Here is an 18,541-nt window from a genome sequence, read left to right on the forward strand (position 1 = left end):
AGGAACAAGTAAAAAATGAAAATACTCGTACTGCAGCTCGCTAGACTGGGCGATATTTACATGTCTTGGCCGGCGTTGCGAGCGCTTCGTCGCGCGCACCCGCAAGCGGAAATTCATCTTCTGACACGCCCTCGTTTTGAAGGCGCCGTCGAGGGGTTGACGGCGGTGGACCGCCATTGGACTTTGCCGGCGGGGGAAATTCTTTCTCCTATGGTAAAAGATGAGTGCGACATCGAAACGTCGTTGGAAAGACTGGATCATTTTGTTGACGGTCTTAAAGCTGAATCTTTTGATTGGATAATTAATTTTACTTTCTCTCCGGCTTCCAGTTATCTGGCGCATGCTTTGACCCAACCGCAGACGCAAATCACCGGCTATACTCGCTTTAAAGACGGAAGTCTTTGTTTGGCCGACGAAGTCAGCTCATATTTTTATGCGCAAGTGGGAATCGACAAACCGAATCGCGTGCATGTCGCTGACGTTTTGGCGTCTATGCTGAATTTGGAATATATCGAAGCGGATTGGTCGGCGCCGGATTTGCCAGAGTGTACGTTGCCTTTGCCTGAACGCTACATGGTCCTTCATGTGGGCGCGAGTGAGCAGCACAAAGCTTTGAGTTCCGCAACGTGGAGCAAGCTTCTTAATTATTTTGCGAAAAGAAATAATTCTTTGCCTGTGGTTCTAATTGGAGCTCCCAATGAAAGAACGCTCGCTACGGAAATTCAAAACTCTGTTTCGCAGATTCCATTTGTAAATCTTGTGGGTCAAACCAGAATCGCGGATCTTTTTTCGATTTTGAAAAAGGCCGAAGTCTTTGTTGGCTGTGACAGTGCGCCAATACATATAGCTTCTTTGACGGATACGCCGACACTCAATATCAGCGTGGGTCAGGTGAATTTCTGGGAAACAGGTCCGAAAGCCACTTTGGCATTCATTTATCGCGCGGAAAACGAAGCAGCGTTGTCTCCGGAAAGAGTCGGCGAGGTTTTGGCGTCTTTGCTAGAAGGCCAAGTTGCTGAAGAACTTATTGTACGGACGGGTGGATTGGAAAGTTACGCGAAGGACGAGTCTCCCGAGCAACGTTTCCAATGGGAGCTTGTGAAAGCTCTTTATTTAGGCGGCGCATATCCAATGGCGGAAAGAATCGAAATTCTGCAAGGAGCTGCGAAGCTGCATGAAATTAATACCTTCGCGATGGAGCAAATCGCTTTGATTCCTGAGAAGGGCTTGCAAATGGCAGGGCCTTTATTGGATCGCGCGGAGGAAGTTATCGAAAGTATTAGCCAGTGGGTGCCCGAATTGAGTCCTCTTATTAGCTGGTATCAGGCGGAGAAGATCCGCATTGGTCCCGGTTCTCTCGAGGAAATTTGTTCAGCAGCTTTGAATGTTCACGAACGCTTAGGGCGCCATCTTCGTGTCTACATTCCTCAAGAAACTCAGGAAGAGGTGGGCGATGGAACGCTTTAAAGTAACGGGAGAAGAGCTCAGAAATTTCTATCAGGAGAATATCTCTTTAGCGCGCGTCTTTAGCGATATTGAACAAGATCTTCGTTCAACGAATCAAGTGGTGTGTCGTTACATCATCAATGGTTTGGAAATCAATGAAAGTGAAGAAGAGCGCTTCTCGACGGTGAAACTTGATCAGATCGAAACTCTGGAATATTTGACTGAAAATGGCCGGGAACTCACGGGCATTGTTCTGCGCGGCTGGATCGATGCATTGCCCGAGCTTATTCAGAATACAGAAAAGCTTGCGAAAAGAATGCGTTCGCAAGGATTAAGCGGTCTTTTCAAATCAATTCACGATCTGGTGCAAAACTGCGAGTTTCTTATCGACAGCACTTTGATGATAAAGACGACTATGGGCGATCAGTTCCTGGTGTCTAGTCCAGTCGATTGGTTTAAGGCTGAAGAAGAGAGCAAGAAAACCGTGACCGAGGCGTTGCGCGCCTTAGAAAATAAGGATTTTGTTCTTTTAGCCGACGTCCTAGAGTATGATTTGAACAATGTCCTGCAAATGTGGCTCGACCACTTGCGGGTGTTGGAGAAGACGCTAAATGGGGACGACTCAGGGCCTATTATCAATTCCGAACAAACTGGATCCAATTCTATGGGTCGGAAACGTCTCGCCAATTAGATTGCCTCATTTCTTCCCTTTTCAGAAAAGGGAAGTGGAGATTGTTTTTCGGGCCTCTTGTGCGGAGGCCCTTTCTCTTTTGCAGAATCAGAAATTTTCCTCGATCTTGGTCCAGGAAAGCGATGGAGCCGAGGGTCTGGAGTTCTTAGTTAAAGCCCGTCAGCTGCAGCCGATGGCGCCTCGTCTTTTTATTGCCGAAAATCTGACTGAACAAGAAGTGCGGGAAGGAATCAATAAGGCGCAAGTCTTTCGTTTCATGCGCTGGCCTCTGAGCGAAAGAGAAATCTGGGACCAACTTGAAAGTGCTTTGCAAAAACATTCGATGCTGCTTTCGCGCTCTTTGCTTCTGAAAGAGTCTTCCCACCAAAACAAGCAACTGGAAGCTTTGACACATTCTCTGGAAGGAATGGTCGAAGAAAGAACGCAATACATTGAAATGTCTCACCACGAAGAAAGTGAAAAGCTGAATCGTGAACGTCAACTCATTCGTTTTATCAAGGATCTCGCGACGCAAACTTCGTTTGAAGAGATTCTTGGAATCTTACGTAAAGAACTTCGTAAGTTTCACAAGATGGGGGACCCGGTCCTTGCCTATCGCTTGGGTGGCTCGAAAACTTTCTTTATCAGCTTTCAATTGGGACACTTTACCCAGTCAGAATCTCTTAGCCATTTTGAATTTCCAAGGACGCCACAGGTTCCTTCTGCGGAGTTGATTCGTTACTTCGCCAATCACTTCGGCCGTCCGTTTATTAAAGCCTATGTCGTTCCTTTGGAACTGCGTTTAACCAGTCACTTCGTGGGCGGCGAGGCGGAAGCGATTCTGTGTATTGAAAACTCGTTGTCTGATAAAGAAATGGGTCCCTTTGTGGATTTCATGAGTGATCGCATGCGGCCCTTGAGCATGGCGCTGGATCGCGTGCTTTTGGAAAATCAATTGTCGTCGTTTTCTTACCGCTGGGAAAAAACTTTCGATGGCATGCGCGATCCTATCGCGATTGTCGATGTGGATTACAATGTCGTGCGCGCGAATAGAAAGTTTAGCGATAAATTTTTGCACCATCATTGCTTCGAGAGTTTCGCGCATCGGAAAGCAGCCTGTGAAGGTTGTCCTGTGCCTCAAGCTCTTAAAGAAGGAAGACCTGAAACGGGACAGATTCAGGTGGACGGACGTATCTATCAAGTGCACAGCTATCCGGTTTTATTGGAGCATGGCACACGTCCCACGAACGTTGTGAATCAATATGTGGATATCACGCAGTCGCGCGAACTTTATCTGCAAATGTTGCAAAGTGAAAAGATGGGCGCGATCGGTATGCTGGCGGGAAACATCGCGCATGAACTGAATAATCCCCTGACGGGACTTCGCTCTTTGAGCCAGGTGTTGTTGCAGGAAGCACCTAAAGACGGGCATCTTTATTCCGATCTTTTGGAGATCGAAAAAGCGACGGCGCGTTCGCAGCGAATTATTAAAAACCTCTTGGATTTTTCCAAAGGTGAAGATCAACCCTCGGAACACATCAGTGCCGATGAAATTATCGAGCGCACGCTCCCGATGTTGAAGTCAGCGCTGCGCACGCATCGCTTGGAAGCGGATTTGCAGACCTTAGATAAAAATGTTTTTGTGGAGCCGCATTTATTGCAGCAAGTGGTTTTCAATCTTATTAACAATGCTTGCCAAGCAATGAAGGAAGCGGGACGTCTGCGTGTCACCACTCGTCATGAAGGCGCCAAAGTTTTCATCGAGATTGAAGACACCGGGCCGGGGATTCCGCTTGAAATTCAGAAGCGTATTTTTGAACCGTTCTTCACGACAAAAAAAGAAGGACACGGGACCGGTCTTGGGTTAAGTATGTCTAAGTCTATCATTGAAAAATTCGGCGGTACGATTGATTTCCATAACGTGGAACCTCACGGGACGTGTTTCACAATTGTGCTTCCGCAGGCACCCACGGAGTCGAAGAAGTGAAGATTCTGATCGTCGATGATGAAGCCTTAGTTCGCCGCTCTTTGAGCCGTGCTTTGAAAAGCAAGGGTCATGAAGTGATGGAGGCGGAAAACGGGACTGATGGGTTGCAGGCGTGGAAAACTTGGCAGCCGCATTTGGTTTTTTTAGATGTGCTGATGCCGGGAATGACGGGACCTGAGGTTTTGAAAGAAATCGGCAGCGGTAAAACGGCGAAAGTGGTTTTGATGTCCGCGTTTTCAGGTGAGCATAATATGGAAACGGCCCAACAGATGGGCGCCGACGTATTTGTGCCGAAACCCTTCGAAGATATTTTTGCCGTCGTGAAGATGGCAGAGGAATTGTTAGTATGAGAATTATCGCGGGCAAATACCGTGGACATCAATTAGTCGCATTCAAGGCGGATCACATCCGTCCTACCACGGATCGCGTGAAGGAAACTCTTTTCAATAAAATTCAATTTCAGTTGGAAGGCGCGAAAGTTCTGGATCTTTTCTGTGGTACAGGAAACCTGGGTATTGAGGCTCTTTCGCGAGACGCAACCTTTTGCACTTTCGTTGAAAAGAATCCGAAATCACTTTCAATCACAAGACAGAATTTGGAAAAGCTTCGAGTTCCCGCGGACCAATACAAAATCATCAACATGGAAGTTTTGTCATTTTTGAAAGCATACCGTGGTGAACCTTTCGATATTATTTTTGCGGACCCGCCTTTTACGGAGAAAATGGCTCATTTTGTAATGGAAGCTGCGAGCCAAAGTGCGGCCTTTGCGGCTCACACGATTATGGCTATCGAGTCGGAAAGAAAAGAGCGCATGGAAGACCGTTATGGAGCCTTGGTGCGCTATAGTACAAAAGAATTTGGTGATAAATACCTCAGCATGTTCTGTCATGAAAGTGCGTTGGAAGAAGAGGAAAATAATGAGTAAGATCGCCGTTTACCCCGGAAGTTTCGATCCCATCACAATGGGGCACGTAGATATCATCAATCGAATCGCGAGGTTGTATGATCAGGTGATCGTGCTGGTGGCGCAATCGTCGCAAAAGCAATCCATGTTCACGGCGGAAGAACGCAAAGCTTTGATTGAAAAGTCTTTGTCTCATTTGGACAACGTGAAGGTGGATATTTTCGGCGGCCTCACGGTTGAATACATGAAGAAAGCCAAGTCCCAAGTGATCGTCAGAGGGCTTCGCGCCGTCGTGGATTTCGAATATGAAATGACCATGGCAAATATGAATAGAAAAATTGCTCCCGAAATCGAAACACTTTTGGTATTTGCTAGTCCTGAGTACTACTACATCTCTTCAAGAGGTGTGAAAGAACTGGCTATCAACGGCGGAGCTTTGAAAGATCTCGTTCCGGAATGTGTGATCGGAGCTCTTGAGCAAAAGTTAAAAAAATAAAAAAAAGGGGTGGATTTTGATTCAACTGTCGAAAAGAGCGCAAAATCTAAAAACGTCTCCTACTTTATTCCTCGTTGCGAAAGCCAAAGAACTCGCGGCGCAAGGTCACGATGTGATTTCGTTGACCGTCGGGGAGCCTGACTGGCCCACCTTCCAAATCCCTTCGCGCGCCGGCATCGAGGCTATCGAAAAAAATATCACGAAGTACACTCCGGCAAGCGGCACCTTGGAGTTGCGCCAAACGATCGCGCAAAAAATCAAAGCAGAGATTGGTCTTTCTTATTCTACAAAAGAAGTGACGGTGGCTTCCGGTGCGAAGTTTATTGTGTTCACGGCTTTACAAATGATCTGCTCTCCGGGGGATGAAGTCATTATCGGCGCTCCTTATTGGGTCAGTTATCCCATGATGGTGGAACTCGCGGATGGTGTTCCTCATATCATTGAAACTTCCGAACAAGACAGTTTCAAAATCACACCCGAACAATTGGAAAAAGCGATCAATTCAAAAACGCGTGCATTTTTATTTTGCTCACCAAGCAATCCGACAGGTCTTGCTTATTCCGCAGAGGAATTAAAAGCGTTGGCGGAGGTTTTAAGAAAACATCCGCAAGTAGCGATCATTTCCGATGACATGTACAATCGTTTGGTCTTTAACGGTGAGGACGTGGCTCCGCACATTCTGCATGTCGCTCCGGATTTGCGCGAGCGCACCGTCGTTGTGAATGGCGGATCGAAAGCCTATTCGATGACGGGATGGCGTATTGGCTGGGCTGCGGGGCCGGAAAAACTCATCACATCAATGGCCGATTATCAAAGTCAGGCGACGGGATCGCCTTCGAGTATTTCTCAGCACGCGGTGATGGCGGCGATTAAAGAATGCGAACCCGACATCAAAGAAGTGCAAAAGATTCTATCCAGTCGTCGCGATGCCGGTCTTAAAGAGCTCGGCGCGATTTCGGAATTCACGGTCGCTCGTCCTGAAGGCGCATTTTATTTCTGGGTCGACATTCGTTCTTGCTTTGGCAAAACCTATCAAGACCGCTTGATCCGCACATCCAAAGATTTCTGCGACATCTTGCTGGAAAAATTCCACGTCGCAACCGTCCCGGGTGCCGAATGCGGAACTGAGGGCTTCATGCGATTGAGCTTCGCATGCTCCGAAGACATGATGAAACGAGCGGTCTCTCGAATGAAGGATTTTGTCGGGCAACTCGCTTAGAGTCTATTTAGCTGGATGATCATGTCAGTGAATTGATCGCATGTTCCGAACGTAATAGCTCGTGCGAACTTATGTTTTGAGAAAATAAAAAAAGGAGAGTGTTGAACTCTCCTTTTTTATTTTTTTATTTCGATAAAATCTCTTAGAAAAGATTCTTGAAGAAAGAGACGATGCGGGCGAAGAAGCCTTCCTCTTTCAGAGGTGTTGCCGTGCTGATTGAACTTGGGGTGCGGTTCTCTACGCACTGGTATTGAGCGTCGATTGTGTGGCCCGCTGGAACAGGCGTATCAAATACAAGGTTCATACCTTCCACGCGAGACTGAACAGGACCGATTGTCGGTGTGATTGTCACAGTGATGTTGCCGTTCGCGGGTTCACACTCGAGAGGAATAGAGCTTAATGAGTCGACGATTCGATCCAAGAAAAGATTTAAGTTTGTGGAGTAATCGGAAGCGCAAATGCTGCCCACGCCACCGCCTGTGAGATCGGACAATTCCTTGTATTTAAAACCGTAGTGGCTTTTATAGCCGCCGGCATCTTGCGAAGATTTACATGTGGCATCGCCCGGTTGAACGATGATGGAGTTCACGGTAAAGCGACGTGAAGCACCTAAGATCTGGCGCACAAAGTTGATAAATTCATCAGGCTTGTCTTCTTTCTCCATAGGCTTTAGCTCACCAGAGTAAACCTGTTGAGAAGCGTCGCCTGCAATACTGCGCTCGTCTTCGTCGGAAATAATGATGTAAGCCACTGCGGAATCATTACGGTAACAACCGTTGTTTCCTGACCAGCTCGGATCTCCGTTCCACACGTGAGCATAAGCTGCTTTGATCGCGCGCTCATCATCAGATCCTACCCAACCTGCATTGATGTAATTGATCGTCTGAGTGAAGATCGTATTAAGATTCGAGGTGCCTTTTTTAAGAACCATTCCCAGTGCTGTCGAAGGGCTTGCGGCGTTGCTTTGCCAATAAATCGAAGCACCCCACGCGGGCTCTCTGCCTGCGATAGGAAGCGCACGAGTCACCGTCGCACACATTTGCCAGTCGATATTCGAGTTCTGCAACTTCGTTACGAAGCCGGAAAGATTCGCTGCTAATTTTTGGTTATCAGGAAGCATGGAGTTGGAATCGTCGACGACAAGAATGATATCGAGTTTGTTATCTCGAGCGGTGACTACGTTATTGTAGTGAACATCGCGCAAGTCGCCAGGAGTTGGAGAAGGAGTCGGGAAGGGATCGACATTGGTGTCATCAACTTTAGAATCGGAAGAGGCAGAAAATTTAACCGGACCGCACGCTGAAAGAAATACAACCACCAGCAAAGAGGCTACCCACGACACCTCTTTTAAATTTCGTCGAAACATACTCCCACTCCCCTTTGTTGCATAATAACACACGGCTTTTTCTAGTCCCAAAGCGATCAGGGTCCAGGTCCAGCTTTGAGACGCGGCCTTTGGGCGAATTCAGACCTAGGTCTCATTGTGAGACAGACCTAAGGCAGTTTAAACTTAATTCATATTGGCGAGGGAGGCCGGGTGAGCTTTTGGTTCTTACTTCAAGTACTGATGAATTTGATTTTGTTGTCGGGCGTGATCGGCTTATGGGTTCGCCTCAATCGTCCTCCCAAAGATGATCCGCGTTTAAGCAAAGGCTTGCAACTTCTGCAAAGTAAAATCGCCGTTCTTGAGGATCTTTCCGATCGCACGGAAACCCAAGTCAACCAACTGACGGCGTTGCTTGAACAAAAAGTGAAAGACATTCAAACCAAAATTCAGGCTTCTGATAAGCAGCTCGCGAAGATCGAACAAAGCATGCAAAAAAGTTTGGAAGTGGCGAAGATCTTCCAGGATCGTATTCCCCACACGGAAATTCTAGAGCGTCAGAACACAATCAAATATGTCAAAGCGGCACGTTTGGCGCACCAAGGTTTGTCCGTGGACGAGATCGCTCAACAAGTGGATCTTTCTCGCGGAGAAATCGAATTCATCGCCAAAGTAAATCGCGACCAATTGCAATTCTGTGAAGACAGTCTGCCAGAGTGGGTGCAAGAGGAAGCCGGACAGGAAACAACAGCAATGACGACGCAAGACTTAAGCGACGTCGACGACATGAGTTTCATGTCACCACTGCAAAGAGAAGCTCCTGACATGAGCAACGTGTTTGAAGTGCCAAGGGCTGACCAAGAAGCTTTGAAAAAACTGGGCGAGGCTTTTAAAGCCGCCTGCCAAGAAGTCAAAGAACAAGAAGAGGCGGCACAACAAACAGCCAACAACGTTTCGGCTCTGTTCAATGTGACTCAAAGTATTGCGCAAAATTTCTTAAGTGAAAAACCGGTACCTGCAGCACCGACTGCGGCGGTCAACACGACAAAACCGATCAATGCGAAAAAAGAGGGCGTCGTACGTCCCGTCGAATTCCGTCGTATTGATATGGCGAAAGATTTAGGTTAGTTCGTGGCTTCTCGGAGTTTTTTAAGATCTCTCGAGAAAGGCCAAATTCTTAATGCGCTTGTCGAAGAAGTGACGAGTGATCGCGAAGCTCTCTGCAATTTTCAAGGAGAGCTTCTTCTTATCTCCAATCAGACTGGGAAAAAATTAAAAAAAGGCGACCCTGTGCGTTTGCAGGTCCTTTCGTTGCATCCTTTGCAGTTTCAAATCTTTGATGGCCGCGGTTCGCAATTTAAAAGAGTGATTTAACCTTAACCGCCGCCGTTATCATCAGAACAAGCGACGATATTGATGGAATAACTTTGTCCATCGGCCTGCTTGATAGAGATATTTCCGCATCCATTACGGCGAATTTCCGTCACACTGCTGCCACCGGCTGCAGGAGCACAACGGCCTGTCGAACCATTCCAGCTTCCGCCCATGGAGGCGCATACTTCTTGTTTGATCGCGGTCATGTTTGGTTGTGGCAGCGTGCAACTTCCGGCGACATAGGATCCTCCGAGAGAAGAACACATTTCGCGTTTCAAATTGTCCGTGTCATTGTTTGAAAGCGCATTAGAGTCATAAACGGAACAACTCGTGATAGTTTGAATGGGCCCTGCGTTTGTGACTTCGAGCATGATAGGCAGACTTCGGTTGATATGCCGAGCCCCTGTCACGGTTCCTGAACCTGAAGCATCTTTGTCCAAAGTGAAAATCAAATCCCCTTTATAAGAGGTATTAGGAACAACCTCAATCACATTTGCCAGACGCATGTTCACACGGGTATTCGGCTTATTAGGAAGAGCCTGATTGTTCACCACGACCGGCGTCGCAGCCCCCGTCGTAATGCGATTAAGAACGATATTCACGGACGATAAGTTGTTGCGATCAAAACTCGTCATCGAAAAGTTAGAAATATTCGCCGTGCACACCGCAGTCTTACTCAGGTTCATACGAACTTCCGTGATTGTGTTTTGCAGATCGTCGGCAAGCACTATGCTCTTTTGCGTTTTCATGGAGTTGTTGAGCATCGACATCGTTCCCATGCCGATGATGCCCATAATGGCGAGAGTCACCAAAGTTTGCACCAAAGAGAAGCCGGACTGATCAAGACGAGCAAGGGGTGTTTTCATGGAAGCTTTATCGGCGTTCCTCTGCAACACGATAAGGTGCTCTCTCAAAATGAGACGGGCTTTGTTGGAAATTTGTTCCAAGTACAAAAAGAAAAAGGCCCCGAGGGGCCTTTCTTATTTCGAGCTCTCTTTGATAAAGAGCGTGAGGTAGTGGCGAACCATGTATTCGAGTTTCACTGGCAAACCTTGATAAGTCCAAACCAGTTCTCCGAACGCGCCCCATTTCGCTTCAACAATATGCTCGTCCATAACATTGGTCGCTGTTTGTTGCGCCTCTGTCGAACCTGGAGTCGGAATGTAATTCGTACCGATAAAGTTAAAGCGGATGCTGATTTGTCCCGGAGCTTTCAAAGAGAAAATCATTTTAAAGCCATTACGGAAAAGCATGAAATCAGCATGAGTCTTTGCGATACCGTAAATTTTGATACGGCCCAAAGCGGAAGGCTTCAATTCATTGAATGAAGTTGAAGCGTCGACAAACTCTGTTTTCAGTTCAAGAAGGAATTGGATCGTTTCGTTGATCAGAATTTTTTCTGAGTCAAAACCGAAACTCATGTCCACAAGGCCGGACTCTTCCATCTGTTGTTCAGCCTTCACAAGTTCTTTAATCCAGCTGATTTTCTCCATTAAAACCCCTCCCGTAACCGCGCAGCTTCCTCGCCGCGAGTTGTCGATATCTTCAATAATTTCGAGGGCCTCCCTCTTTGTCAAGACTAGGCAGTTTGGCTCGCTGCGAAAGGCCTAAAAACCGATGATCTGCAAAGTCGTTCCGACGACGCCTTCAGGACCTTCCGGGGAGTTAAAGGCGACGTAATAGCCGATGACGAAGTTGACGGGCAGGACATACCCGAGGGTTGTTTCCAATTTCCCTTCCAAGCCGGCACTCCAAAAAGATCTTTTCATGTCGATAGTCTCGTAAACACGTTTTACGTCATTAACGAAAAGTCCGTCGGCCGCCGCGCCGTCGGCTACAAGAGCGCCGGTGAAACGACGAAGAAAGATCGGGTCTGTGCCGGAGCCGCTGTAAATATTGTGAATCGGGAAACGATATTCCAAATTCACGGTTGCTAAGTTTCTGCCAAAAATCTGGCCTCTTTTATAACCGCGCAATATATATTGGGGCAGAGGACTGTCAGGGATGAACACAATCGCTTCGGTCGCCGCTCCATACACGGCAGAGACTTTTTCAGGCGTGTAAATCGCATTCGCCCGCACCATGATCGCGTTGTGTTTTGGAAGATATTTTGAAAAATAGATTTCCCCGCCGGCAACAAATTGCGAGTGTGAGAGATAATTATCATACGCAATGTAATCGTAAGCGCCAAGGTAACCGCCGACCCCCGATTCAGGTGAAACTTGCGCGCCGGATTTCGCGTAGTCTTTATAACTGAACATCACATAAGGCCCCGTGCGTTTCGTGTCCGTATGTAAAGTCGAACGCTCTAAGTATTGCCAACCGACTTGCAGATTGGCGTAAACGGACATCCAGTACATGCTCGGTAACGCTGCCACAGTCGCATTGTAATCGGTGAGCTCGTTCGACACGGTTCCCAAGTAAGAGCTGCGCTTATAGGCCAAGACGGCAAATGGCAACGAGGTTGTTTGGTTAAGGTAAGTGCCCGCAAGATTTCCTTTCCCTAAACCCGTATCCCATTCGCCCAACAGCGTGTAAGAGTGTTTTTTCAAAGGATCAAAACCCGAAGTCTGCACTTGCAAGACAACGCCGGTTTCGCTGGAAGAGCCGGCAATAAAAGGAATCCAGTATTGCGGCCACAAATAGCCGTAAGGGGAGTAGTCTTCAATCGTCGACTGTTCGAGAGCGGTCTTCGCGTCGGCTTCTGCCTGGGTGTTGACGGGAATCTGCGCATAGCGGTCTGCCAGCAAAGGAGAAATCTGCGGAATTTCTTCCGGAGTGTTCTTCCAATCCTGCGGCATCACCGCCGTCACTTTCAAACCCTGCGCTGTCATCTGTGTTGCGAAAATTTCTTTGCGAAGGGGATCAATGTCGGCGGTAAAGAAGGCGGTTAAAGTATTCGTGATGGGCTTTGCTGAGCGAAGATCCGCACTTGCCAAATACAAATTCAAAGCGCCGTTTTTGCCGGAAGTGAAAATCAGGCCCTCGCTGGTTTTGCGCGCGAAGCGGATGTTTTCATAATCGGAAAAAAGAGTTTCCAGCTGTTTCGTGCTGCGAGTGTATTTGTGCAGCCTTTCGCTGCCGTCCACCTTGCGCAAAGAAAACAGAAGAGTGTCTTGATCCCAAAACAGGGGATAAGAAATACGCTCTTGCAACGGAGCGGAATAAAGAATTTCGATTTCTTGCGGCGTCTCCATTTTCAGTAAGCCTAAATGGGTTTTTCCACCTTCCACTTTCACGAACGTGACTAGATCTCCTTGTGGCGATACGGAAGGCTCGCGGCCGCGCAGGCCTGTGGTCAGCTGTTTCGCCTTTTTACTTTTTAAATCATAGATGTGAAGATCGGAATAACGCTGAATGCGATTGATGTAGTCGATCTTGTCATAAATAAGTCTTTGCGAATCAGGAAACCAGCTGAGGCGCTGAATACTGCCTTTCGGAGGTGCGTCTTGTTGTGAAGCGGGTGTCAGAGCCTCGTTAAACTTTTCAATCGTGTCGGCACTTTTCGCGTCAAGAAAACTCTGTTCGCCTTCACGGGTGATAATTTTAATAGAGCGCGAGTTGCCGTCGTCTTCCGTAATCACCGCGAGATTCAAACCATCGGGCGAAATAGCCGGCGCCGTTACAGAAATAAAAGCGTTACGAGGAATCGTGCTGGAAGTGACCGGGGCCTCACGTAAAGTTTTTAATTGTTCTTGCGCCTTAAGCACGACTTCGCTTTGCATGTGCGCGTACGCGGCCGTGTAGTTTTAGCCGATCAAGTCGTGGGCGGGGGCGTCAATAAAATAAGGAACACGACCGCCCAGGCGTTCATTTTTTAACCCCCCCCCCCCGCCCCCCCCCCCTCCTCCGTAGTCGGGGGGGCGCGGTCTTGTTTAACAGACACTTTTTTTGGGGGGCGCTGGGGCGCGCCCGGGGCCGCGCGGGCGCCCACGGCAAGCACTGGTGAATGTTCGGCTCAACGCCGAACATTCAGCGTCCCGACAATGCCAGCACAAGAAATCCTTTAAAAAACAAAACTATCGGCAAGAACAAAGAAGAGGGAAATGGTAGGGGGCGAGGGACTTGAACCCCCGATCCCAGTGTTATGAGCACCGTGCTTTAACCAACTAAGCTAGCCCCCCAAATTCTGAGATGACTTTACCGTACCAAACCTAGCGAACACTATCAACCGCACAGGCTCACAGCGAACATTTAAAAATGAAAAAGGGTCCCGATGGGGACCCTTTTGACGCTCTGTAGAGTTAAAACAACGACAAATTAAAACTTCGTGTACGAACACGCCAAAGCAAATCGGCCCGTCTGACCGGCAACACCCAAATAAACTCCGTTTTTGGCTTTCGAATCTAAATCCAATCGCACAAGGGAGCCTCCGTCATAACAGGTCAACTCAAAGTGAGCACGCCCTACAAATGAAGAAGCACGAGAGCGGTACCAAAGTGTTGTACAAGGGACATCACGAATCGTGATCACACGATGCTGAGAACCATTGCCGGTCGTTGCCCAAAATTCTTCGCTGTAATTGATAAGCAACGGCTCGTCAGGCGTCGCCCGTTCCGCCTTGAGGTAAACGGTCGCCACCGTGTCATTACCTGTGTACTGAACCAAATCAGGTGTTTTTTCGGCGGAACATTCGACGGATTTAATAACTTTGTCAGCGGCATCGATAGCAAAAGCGGAGTGAGACAAAAGCAAAGCAGCTGCGAAAAGAACTGATTTCATTTTTAACCTCCAGTTTGAAAATTGGAGGGAGCATACATGAAAATTTCAGAACCATTTGTCAGGATTGCAAGAGATGAAAAAGATTCTAAAAAAAAGGGACCTTCCGAAGAAAGTCCCTTTGGGAAAAGCTTAAATTAGCTCTCTGAGAGAGCGTTTTAGCTGTCAACAAACGCTTTAAGTTTGTTGCTGCGAGAAGGATGACGAAGCTTACGAAGAGCTTTCGCCTCGATCTGACGAATACGTTCACGAGTGACGTTGAAGTCCTGACCTACCTCTTCAAGAGTGTGGTCGGATTCTTCACCGATACCGAAACGCATACGAAGAACTTTTTCTTCTCTTGGAGTCAATGTCGCAAGGACACGACGAGTTTGTTCAGCCAAGTTCAAGTTCACAATCGCTTCTGCAGGATTGATAACCTTTTTGTCTTCGATAAAGTCGCCCAAGTGCGAATCTTCTTCTTCACCCACTGGAGTTTCCAAAGAGATAGGCTCTTTCGCGATTTTCAAGACCTTACGAACTTTATCAACTGGCATGTCCATTTTCTCTGCGATCTCTTCAGGGGTTGGCTCACGGCCAAGCTCTTGAATGAGGTAACGAGACGTACGAACAAGCTTGTTGATCGTTTCGATCATATGCACAGGGATACGGATCGTACGCGCCTGATCGGCAATAGCACGAGTGATCGCCTGACGGATCCACCAAGTCGCGTAAGTCGAGAATTTGTAACCACGACGGTATTCGAACTTATCAACGGCTTTCATCAAACCGATGTTACCTTCCTGGATCAAATCCAAGAATTGAAGACCGCGGTTTGTGTACTTCTTCGCGATAGAAACAACGAGACGCAAGTTCGCTTCAACGAGTTCTGACTTCGCTGCATCGGCTTCGCGCTCCCCTTTCCAAATCGCTGTGTAAGTTTCCTTAACCCAGTTGTGGTTCATCTCTGTTTCAGAGTCCAAGCGGCCGATACGTTTCTCAGCCTCTTGCGCTTGCAATACGTAAGATTTGAACTTTTGGTAATTCAAGCCAGTATCGCGAGTCATTCTTGTTAATTCTTTTTCGTTCGCATCGATCAACTTCATACGCTCTGCCATCGCAGCAACGTCTTTAGAGAACGTACGCTCCACACCGTCTTTGATACGACGACGAAGAGTTCCGATACGGCTCACCAAGTTTTTGAACTTGATCACGATACGGTTGATTGTCTTACGATTGAAGTTCACGGACTCGAAGTTCGCCATCAACTTGTCGTTCATCGCAACAAGCTCTTTCATGGCAGCCTGACGAGCTGGCGTGTTTGTTTCTTCTTTACGAAGAACGTCGAAGTACTTCTGAGCCGCTTTTTGGTACTCAGTCACTTTGCCGATAAGTTCATGAATCTTATCGATGTACTCCTTTTCATCGTATTGAGTGTCTTCGTCTTCAAGACCACGGAAGATCGATTTAACTTTGATACGGCCTTCATCAAGACGCTTACCAAGTTGAATGATCTCGTATGTTCCCAAAGGAGACAAAAGGATCGCACGAACGATTTCACGCTCCCCTTTTTCGATACGACGAGCGATCTCAACCTCACCCTCACGAGTGAGAAGGGAAACGCTACCCATTTTACGCAAATAAAGACGAACAGGGTCGTTACCCTTAACGTCTTCGCTTTCAGCCAATTCTTCTTCATCAACTTCTTCGTCTTCAGAATCAGGGCTTTCAAGGAATGAACCCTCGCCCTCTTCTGCTTTCGAAGTTTCAGACAAGTCTGAAATTACTACACCCGCAGTCTCGAGAGCCTGCATAAACGAGTCCAACACGGACGGCGCGATAATTTCTGGAGGAAGTAGCTCATTGATCTCTTCGATCGTAAGAGCACCCTTCTCCTTCGCAAGCTTCAGGAATCTTTGGATTTCTTCTTTAATCAAAGACTCTTGTTCTTGCAAAGAAAGCACCTTTACAGGCTCTTTCTCTTGTTTATTTGGTAGGTTCGGTTTCATCAATACCCCGCCTTTTACCCTTTATTCAGAGAGATTCTGTTTCTCTGAATATTCATAATCTGTTCCAACTTTTCCGAACTAGGTTCGTTTTTAAGATCTCGTGCTAATTGCTTTGCTTGCTCTCTTAGGAAGTTTTCTTTCACGCGCTTAAAGCAATCACGCAAGAGCTTCATCTCTGCTTCTTCGTCAAACCCAGGTTCGCCCTCGGAGACTGGACCGGCTTGGAATAAATACTCCGGCTGATCGACGTAAGAGACAAGAAGACTGGTCAATTTATCAAACTTATTGAGATCTTGTCCATACACATCCGTCGCTTTTTCAAGGATCTTTTTCACTCCTTCGTGAGCGACACTCTCAAGTAAATTTTCATTCACAAAATGATTAAAATTGGCACGACTTTTGAGTACCAATCCTAATAGCAGGAGCTCAGCTTTTGAGGCTCCTTTGAGGCTGATTTTGCCTGCCTCTGTAGCTGAAGACACCTGTTCCGCGGGCTTTGGGTTAGCAGGCGCACTTGGCTGCACCGTCCTACTTATTGCAGGCTTATTTTGTGAATAAACAGGGCCACTGCTTTGCAAACCGACAGCCTGACGCAACCAAGGAAGGCCCACACCCATTTTTTGAGCGGCCTCGGCAAGATAAAGGTCGCGTAAACGAAGATCAGGTATGACCTCAAACAAAGGCTTGAGCTTATCGGCGAGCTTCACTTTTTCAGAAGCCTCCCCGCGGTACCCCTCCATCCAACGATCCAAGATCATCACCAAAAGATCAGGTGCACGCTCGAGTTCTACTTTCAGAGCGTCGGAGCCGTATTTTTTAACGTAATCGTCAGGGTCCATGCTGTTAGGAAGCGTGAGTCCCTTCGGATACAAATCGGCGGCAAGCAAAATCGGAAGACTGCGTTCGGCCGCTTCCATTCCTGCAGAATCGCCGTCAAAAAGCGCAATCACGTTCTTGGTCATACGCTTTAACATCTTCCCGTGATCAGGCGTTAAAGCCGTGCCCATAGTCGCAACGACGTTGCGAATGCCCGCTTGATACAAAGACACTAGGTCCATGTATCCCTCAACGATCAAAGCCATATCTTCACTGCGAATATAGCGCGCCGTTTGCGACAAACCGTAAAGAACTTTCCCCTTGATGAAGACCGGAGTCTCAGGAGAGTTCAGATATTTTGGCTCCGTTTCTTTTTTCTCAAGATAACGTCCACCGAACGCAATGGGCTCTCCCATTGCAGAGAAAATCGGGAACATCAAACGGTCTCTGAAAATATCAAAGTAACCGGATTTGTTATTGCGAGCTTTAACAAGACGAGCTTCCTCTGCCAAAGGCATTGGAACTTGCTTGCTTGCTAAATACTGCTCAAGCCCATCCCATTCCGCGACCGCATAACCGATGCCGAAAGTGTCGATGACTTCCTGAGAAAGTCCTCGGCCCGCGATGTATTTACGAACTGGATGATCATGAGGAACACGTTTAAGTTGCTCTGAAAAGTAATGAGCAGCGAGCTTATTTACTTTTAACAACAACTTCTTTTTCTCAGCGACTTGATCGCGAGCTTCGTCATCTTTTTCTGGCGCAGGAATTGGAATGCTGGCGCGATTTGCAAGATACTCAACAGCTTCAGGAAAACTCATTCCTTGGTAATCACGCAAAAAAGAAAACAAGTTGCCGCTCTTGTGGCAACCGAAGCAGTGATAGACCTGTTTCGTCTCAGAAACGGAGAACGACGCCGTTTTTTCGACGTGATCCGGAAATGGACAGCGGCCCATAAGGCCGCTACCACTAGGTTTTAACTGAGTGTATTGAGAAATAATGTCGACGAGGTTGTTCGCCTCTGACACTCTCTCGATAAAGTCTTGAGAAAATCTCATGCACCTTCCAACAAAATGGGAAAAAGGTACCTGGTACCTTTTCCACTTAGTTTACGTAAGTTTCGATTTAATAACTTCGCTAACTACTTTGTTGTCTGCGGCGCCACCGGATTTTGCGATGACTTCTTTCATCACAGGACCCATGTCCTTCACGGTTTTAGCACCCAATGATGCAATAACTTGAGTAACGAGAGCTTCGATTTGTTCACGGCTCATTTGCGCAGGCAAATAAACTTCAAGAACTTTCAATTCCGCAGTCTCTTGATCCACGAGATCTTGGCGACCTGCTGTTTGGAATTGCTCGATAGATTCTTTTCTTTGCTTAACAAGCTTTTTAACTACGCCAAGAACTTCCTCAGAAGTGATGGGGTTCGGGCGCATATCGATTTCACGATTTTTGATCGCAGCTTGGAGCATACGAAGAGCTCCCAACTTTACTGAATCTTTTGCGATCATCGCAGCTTTAATGTCTGCAGTAACTTGATCTCTGATTTCCATAGCAACCTCCATAGAACAGAGGCGACCTTTCGGGCCGCCTCT

17 protein-coding genes and 1 tRNA gene are annotated in these 18,541 nt (G+C 47.4%); 9 read left to right on the forward strand and 9 right to left on the reverse strand.

Annotated elements, in window-relative coordinates:
* Window positions 1-15: 15 nt before the first annotated feature.
* The 7 genes from QJS83_RS09765 to QJS83_RS09795 are packed head-to-tail and all read left to right on the forward strand — an operon-like array spanning window position 16 to window position 6,722.
* Entirely contained in the window at window positions 16-1,467 is a 1,452-nt protein-coding gene (locus QJS83_RS09765; protein ID WP_284604393.1) for a glycosyltransferase family 9 protein, read from the forward strand.
* Entirely contained in the window at window positions 1,454-2,137 is a 684-nt protein-coding gene (locus QJS83_RS09770; RefSeq protein ID WP_284604395.1) for a hypothetical protein, read from the forward strand. Before QJS83_RS09765 ends, QJS83_RS09770 begins: the two co-directional genes overlap by 14 nt.
* Window positions 2,138-2,171: 34 nt before the next feature.
* Window positions 2,172-4,103, forward strand: coding sequence for an ATP-binding protein (locus QJS83_RS09775; protein WP_284604397.1), 1,932 nt, complete (start codon window positions 2,172-2,174; stop codon window positions 4,101-4,103).
* Complete coding sequence (locus QJS83_RS09780; RefSeq protein WP_284604399.1) at window positions 4,100-4,453, forward strand: response regulator; 354 nt, start codon at window positions 4,100-4,102, stop codon at window positions 4,451-4,453. The genes QJS83_RS09775 and QJS83_RS09780 overlap by 4 nt, the downstream gene beginning before the upstream one ends.
* Window positions 4,450-5,028, forward strand: coding sequence for a 16S rRNA (guanine(966)-N(2))-methyltransferase RsmD (gene rsmD / locus QJS83_RS09785; RefSeq protein WP_284604401.1), 579 nt, complete (start codon window positions 4,450-4,452; stop codon window positions 5,026-5,028). Before QJS83_RS09780 ends, rsmD begins: the two co-directional genes overlap by 4 nt.
* Complete coding sequence (gene coaD, locus QJS83_RS09790) at window positions 5,021-5,503, forward strand: pantetheine-phosphate adenylyltransferase (protein ID WP_284604402.1); 483 nt, start codon at window positions 5,021-5,023, stop codon at window positions 5,501-5,503. Before rsmD ends, coaD begins: the two co-directional genes overlap by 8 nt.
* Before the next feature lie 16 nt (window positions 5,504-5,519).
* A complete protein-coding gene (locus QJS83_RS09795; RefSeq protein WP_284604405.1) occupies window positions 5,520-6,722 on the forward strand; it encodes a pyridoxal phosphate-dependent aminotransferase in 1,203 nt (400 codons plus the stop codon).
* A gap of 142 nt (window positions 6,723-6,864) precedes the next feature.
* Here the strand turns inward: QJS83_RS09795 and QJS83_RS09800 are convergent, their stop codons facing one another.
* Window positions 6,865-8,088 carry a hypothetical protein gene (locus QJS83_RS09800; RefSeq protein WP_284604407.1) on the reverse strand — a complete coding sequence of 408 codons (1,224 nt, stop codon included), beginning with the start codon at window positions 8,086-8,088 and terminating at the stop codon, window positions 6,865-6,867.
* Window positions 8,089-8,259: 171 nt separating this feature from the next.
* Between QJS83_RS09800 and QJS83_RS09805 the strand changes: the two genes are divergently transcribed.
* Window positions 8,260-9,174, forward strand: coding sequence for a DUF2802 domain-containing protein (locus QJS83_RS09805; protein ID WP_284604409.1), 915 nt, complete (start codon window positions 8,260-8,262; stop codon window positions 9,172-9,174).
* A 3-nt stretch (window positions 9,175-9,177) separates the two neighbouring features.
* On the forward strand, window positions 9,178-9,420 hold the full coding sequence (locus QJS83_RS09810) for a hypothetical protein (protein WP_284604411.1): 243 nt from the start codon (window positions 9,178-9,180) through the stop codon (window positions 9,418-9,420).
* A 2-nt stretch (window positions 9,421-9,422) separates the two neighbouring features.
* Here QJS83_RS09810 and QJS83_RS09815 read toward each other — a convergent pair whose 3' ends face one another.
* The 8 genes from QJS83_RS09815 to QJS83_RS09850 form a co-directional block, all read right to left on the reverse strand.
* Complete coding sequence (locus QJS83_RS09815) at window positions 9,423-10,286, reverse strand: type II secretion system protein (protein ID WP_284604413.1); 864 nt, start codon at window positions 10,284-10,286, stop codon at window positions 9,423-9,425.
* A 114-nt stretch (window positions 10,287-10,400) separates the two neighbouring features.
* Complete coding sequence (locus tag QJS83_RS09820) at window positions 10,401-10,913, reverse strand: hypothetical protein (RefSeq protein WP_284604415.1); 513 nt, start codon at window positions 10,911-10,913, stop codon at window positions 10,401-10,403.
* A gap of 114 nt (window positions 10,914-11,027) precedes the next feature.
* Window positions 11,028-13,145 carry a TolB family protein gene (locus QJS83_RS09825; RefSeq protein WP_284604417.1) on the reverse strand — a complete coding sequence of 706 codons (2,118 nt, stop codon included), beginning with the start codon at window positions 13,143-13,145 and terminating at the stop codon, window positions 11,028-11,030.
* 322 nt (window positions 13,146-13,467) lie between these two features.
* Window positions 13,468-13,544 (reverse strand) — tRNA-Met (locus QJS83_RS09830).
* Window positions 13,545-13,680: 136 nt separating this feature from the next.
* On the reverse strand, window positions 13,681-14,142 hold the full coding sequence (locus QJS83_RS09835) for a hypothetical protein (protein ID WP_284604419.1): 462 nt from the start codon (window positions 14,140-14,142) through the stop codon (window positions 13,681-13,683).
* Window positions 14,143-14,297: 155 nt separating this feature from the next.
* A complete protein-coding gene (gene rpoD, locus QJS83_RS09840; RefSeq protein ID WP_284604421.1) occupies window positions 14,298-16,127 on the reverse strand; it encodes an RNA polymerase sigma factor RpoD in 1,830 nt (609 codons plus the stop codon).
* A 14-nt stretch (window positions 16,128-16,141) separates the two neighbouring features.
* Complete coding sequence (dnaG, locus tag QJS83_RS09845; RefSeq protein ID WP_284604422.1) at window positions 16,142-18,001, reverse strand: DNA primase; 1,860 nt, start codon at window positions 17,999-18,001, stop codon at window positions 16,142-16,144.
* Window positions 18,002-18,052: 51 nt separating this feature from the next.
* Window positions 18,053-18,499: a GatB/YqeY domain-containing protein gene (locus QJS83_RS09850; protein ID WP_284604424.1), complete on the reverse strand. Its 447-nt coding sequence runs from the start codon at window positions 18,497-18,499 to the stop codon at window positions 18,053-18,055.
* Window positions 18,500-18,541: the final 42 nt, after the last annotated feature.

Source organism: Bdellovibrio sp. 22V, from assembly GCF_030169785.1.
In the GTDB taxonomy this organism is placed as follows: domain Bacteria; phylum Bdellovibrionota; class Bdellovibrionia; order Bdellovibrionales; family Bdellovibrionaceae; genus Bdellovibrio.